Raw genomic sequence first — 4258 nt, forward strand, 5'->3', positions numbered from 1 at the left:
GCCGGGCCCGGAGCCGGCCCGAAGACGCCGAAGACGACGACGCGAGGCAAGGATTCGTGAACTTCACGCGCTGGAGCGCCCGCCTCCCCGGAACGCAGCGCCGCGCCGCAGCGCGGACCGACGACCTGGTCACCGAGGACCGCCTGAGCGAGGGTGCCGTCCCGGCGGCCCGCGCCGAACAACTGACCGTGCCGGTCCCCGCCGTCGACGAGCTCCCGGTCCGCGAGGTCCTCGACCGTGTCCCCGCCCTCGTCGCCCTCGTGCACGGCCCCGACCACCGCCTCGCCTACGTCAACGACGCCTATGTGGTCGCCTTCGGCCTGCGCCCCACGGGCGAACCGGCCCGCGAAGCCCTCCCGGAGCTACACGAGATCGGCCTCCTGCCCCTCCTCGACCAGGTCCTGCGCAGCGGCAAGCCGCGCACGGTCAAGTCCCGCAAGGCCTCCGACGGCCGCTCCTACACCTTCACCTGCACGCCCGTGACGCAAGCGGACGGCGGCGACAGCGGTGTCCTCGTCTTCGCGACCGACGTCACCGACCACGCCGAGGCGGCCGAGCGCCTCAGAGCCAGCGAACGCCGCCAGCGCGAGACCGCCGTCACCCTCCAGCGCAGCCTGCTCCCGCAGGAACTGGAGGAACCCGACGACCTGCGCATCGCCGCCACCTACCACCCCGGCGGCACGGAGGCCGCGGTCGGCGGCGACTGGTACGACGTCATCACCCTCGGCGGCGGCCGCACCGCCCTGGTCATCGGCGACGTCATGGGCCGCGGGGTCCGCGCGGCCGCGGTCATGGGCCAACTCCGCACGGCGGTCCGGGCCTACGCCCGCCTGGACCTCCCGCCGCACGAGATCCTCCAGCTCCTGGACGGCCTCGCCATGGAGATCGACGCCAACCAGATCGCCACCTGCGTGTACGCCATCCACGACCCGAACGAGGGCAAGCTGGTCTACGCCTCTGCGGGCCACCTGCCCATCCTGGTCCGCGACGAGAGCGGCGTCGTGCTGCGTGCCGACGAACCCACCGGCCCGCCGCTCGGCACCGGCGGCTGGATGCACGCCTCCGGCTCCATCCCGCTCGGCCCCGGCTCCACGGCCGTCCTCTACACGGACGGCCTGGTCGAACGCCGTAACGAGGACCTGGACGAGGGCATCGCGGCCCTCGAACGCGCCCTGGCCGGCGCTACCGGCACCCCCCAGGTGATCTGCGACCGCCTGGTCCGCTCGGCCGGCGTCACCGCCGAGCACGACGACGACGTGGCCGTCATGGTCCTCCAGCACCCGGCCCGCACGGGCCCCGACAGCGAGCTCTTCCGCAACGCCGCGCTGGAACTGCTGGGCGGCGTCGAGGCCGCTCCACGCGCGCGTGCGTTCGCCTCCGGCGTGCTGACCAGTTGGCGGTTCCCGGTGGAGCTGCACGACCTGGGAGTCCTGGCGGTGAGCGAGCTCGTCGCCAACTCACTGCAGCACGGCATCCCACCCATGCGCCTGCGTCTGCGCCGCACCGACCGGCGGCTGATCGTCGAGGTGACGGACGGGGACGACCACCTGCCCCGGCGCCGCAGGGCGGAGCCGGGCGACGAGTCCGGCCGCGGGATCGCCATAGTGGCGACGATCGCGTCGAACTGGGGGTCGCGGCGCACGCCGGGGGGCGGCAAGGCGGTCTGGTGCGAGTTCGTGCTACCGAAGGGGTAGCGCCGCAGGGCTGCCTGGTGGATGCCGGGCGCGGGTACGTCGTGGCTGGTCGCACGGTTCCCCGCGCCCCTGGGTGGGTTGCGGTCAGGCGGCGATCGACGCGGACTGTGCCCCGCCCTGGGCCACCACCCTGCTCTTCCGCAGCGACGGCTGGTTCTGCACCGGCGTCAGCTGCTTGCCCAGTCGCAGCGCGAGGTACGTGATGCCCAGCGAGAACAGCAGGAACGTCACGATGTACGGCGCGTGCAGGGACGCCCCCAGCGGGCCGCCCACCGCCGGGCCGACCGCCAGGGCGAGCTGCTTCACCAGGGCGAAGGCCGAGTTGTACTGCCCCGCCATCCCCTCCGGCGCCAGATCGGCCACCAGCGGAGCCACGGTCGGCGACAGCATCGCCTCACCCAGCCCGAAGAGCGCGTACGTCGACACGAACGCGGCCGTGGCCATCTCCTGGCTGCCGTGCCCGAGGCCCGCGTAGCCCGCGGTCAGCCACGCCACGGCCCAGATGAGCCCGACCAGGGCGATCACCCGGGACCGCTTCCGCCGCTCGACGAACCTCAGGACGGCGAACTGCGCTACGACGATCATCGCCGTGTTGGCGGCCAGGGCCGTCCCCAGAGCGGAGGTGGAGATACCGGCGGCCTCGACGCCGTACGCGCTCAGACCGGACTCGAACTGTCCGTAGCAGGCGAAGAACAGCACGAATCCCAGGACGCACAGCTGCACCATGGCGCGGTTCCCGAGCAGCTGCCTCCAGCTGCCCCGGGCGGACTGGGCGGGGGCGCCCACGATGCGCGGGGCGTGCGGCAGCCGCAGGGTCGTCATCACGACCACCAGCAGCAGGAACATCGCCGCCTCGATCGCGAACAGCAGAGTGAAGGACGCCGCGCTCGTCGTGTCCACGAGATGCCCGCCGATGAGACCGCCGACGCCCAGTCCGAGGTTCTGCAGGAAGAACTGGGTGGCGAAGGCCCGGGACCGCGTCTCCGAGGTCGAGCAGTCCACGATCATCGTCGCCAGCGCCGGCTGCATCACGGCCTGACCGGCCCCGAGCGCGGCCGCGGACAGCAGCACGGTGGACGCGTGACCCGCGAGCCCGAGGCTCAGCGATCCGACGGCGGCCGTGACCAGGGCGGTGAGCAACACCGGCAGCGGGCCCTGCCGGACGATGGCCCGCCCGGCGAACGGCAGCACGATCAGTGCCGCCACGGCGAAGACGGCGAGGACGAGCCCCGCCGTCATGGCCCCAAGGCCCCGCACCTGCGCCACGTAGACGTACAGATACGGGACGGTGAAACCGAGCCCGAACGCGCTGAGCGCGTTGCCCACGTGGATCCGACGCATCGCTGCGCCCCTTGCCCTGGTCACGTTCACCTCTCTCACTAGTTAGGAGTGAAGACTTCAAAGCTAAAGTTCGAAGTTGAAGAGTACATACTGAAGGACTTCAAGGCAAAGGAGACGCGTGCCATACTGCGGCCATGGCCGAGACCCCTGGCATCCCCGAGCCGACGCTCGACGAGCAGATCGCCGCTTACCAGCGCGAGTTCCAGGACCTCGATCCCCAGGTCGAGCAGATCGTCTCGGCGCTCTCCCGCCTGAACCGCCGCATGAACGTCGCCTACGGCCGCCAGACCTCCGAGCTCGGCATCAGCAACGCGGAGTGGGAGGTGCTCAAGGCCCTCGTCCTCTCCGGCGCCCCCTACCGGATGGGCCCCAGCGACCTCGCTAAGCGCCTCGGCCTCACGCCGGCCGCGATGACCCACCGGATCGACCGCATGCTCGCCGAGGGACTGGTGACCCGGGAGCGGGACGAGTCCAACCGTGTACGCGTGATCGTGGAGCTGACCGCCGAAGGCCGCGAGAAGTGGCTGGAGGCGATGCGCCTCGCCACGGTCTTCGAGGAGGACCTGCTCCAGGACCTGTCCACGGAGGAGCGCAACGCCCTCGGGGACGTCCTCACCCGGCTGCTGCGCAGGGTGGAGCACGCACAGCCGGACGCCGGCGGGCGGCTCAGCGACCTCGACTGAAAAGATCTTGACAGAGGGTGCTTGACACCCACCTGTCGGATCCGTAGAGTTCTTCGGGTTGCCACGGGGCCGTAACGGTTCTTCGGCAGCACCTCCGCCGCGACAGCGGCCACTCAAACCATCAGAACGATCTCCCAGCCGGGATGAATTCGGCGTGCCCGAATTCAATTCGATTTGGGTGCGGCTCCACGATTTGGGACCGCAGCGAGAGTCCGCTAAGGTTTGAGACGTCGGAACGGCCCAACGGCCGGGAAGGCAAACCCCGCTGACTGGGAATCAGGCCCGAAAGGATCTGATAGAGTCGGAACCGCCGGAAAGGGAAACGCGAGAGCGGGAACCTGGAAAGCATCGAGGAAATCGGAACCGGAAACGGTCTGATAGAGTCGGAAACGCAAGACCGAAGGGAAGCGCCCGGAGGAAAGCCCGAGAGGGTGAGTACAAAGGAAGCGTCCGTTCCTTGAGAACTCAACAGCGTGCCAAAAATCAACGCCAGATATGTTGATACCCCGTCTCCAGCATCAGCTGGGACGAGGTTCCTTT

General features: G+C 70.1%; 3 protein-coding genes. 2 read left to right on the top strand and 1 reads right to left on the bottom strand.

Going from position 1 to position 4258, the window contains the following annotated elements:
• Positions 1-56: 56 nt before the first annotated feature.
• On the top strand, positions 57-1694 hold the full coding sequence (locus EHS43_RS38685; RefSeq protein WP_125195260.1) for a SpoIIE family protein phosphatase: 1638 nt from the start codon (positions 57-59) through the stop codon (positions 1692-1694).
• Between the two features lie 84 nt (positions 1695-1778).
• Here the strand turns inward: EHS43_RS38685 and EHS43_RS38690 are convergent, their stop codons facing one another.
• Complete coding sequence (locus tag EHS43_RS38690; protein WP_125195261.1) at positions 1779-3035, bottom strand: MFS transporter; 1257 nt, start codon at positions 3033-3035, stop codon at positions 1779-1781.
• Between the two features lie 134 nt (positions 3036-3169).
• Between EHS43_RS38690 and EHS43_RS38695 the strand changes: the two genes are divergently transcribed.
• Complete coding sequence (locus EHS43_RS38695; protein WP_125195262.1) at positions 3170-3718, top strand: MarR family winged helix-turn-helix transcriptional regulator; 549 nt, start codon at positions 3170-3172, stop codon at positions 3716-3718.
• Positions 3719-4258 lie beyond the last annotated feature (540 nt).

It is taken from the genome of Streptomyces sp. RP5T (assembly GCF_003933965.1).
Classification (GTDB): Bacteria; Actinomycetota; Actinomycetes; order Streptomycetales; family Streptomycetaceae; genus Streptomyces.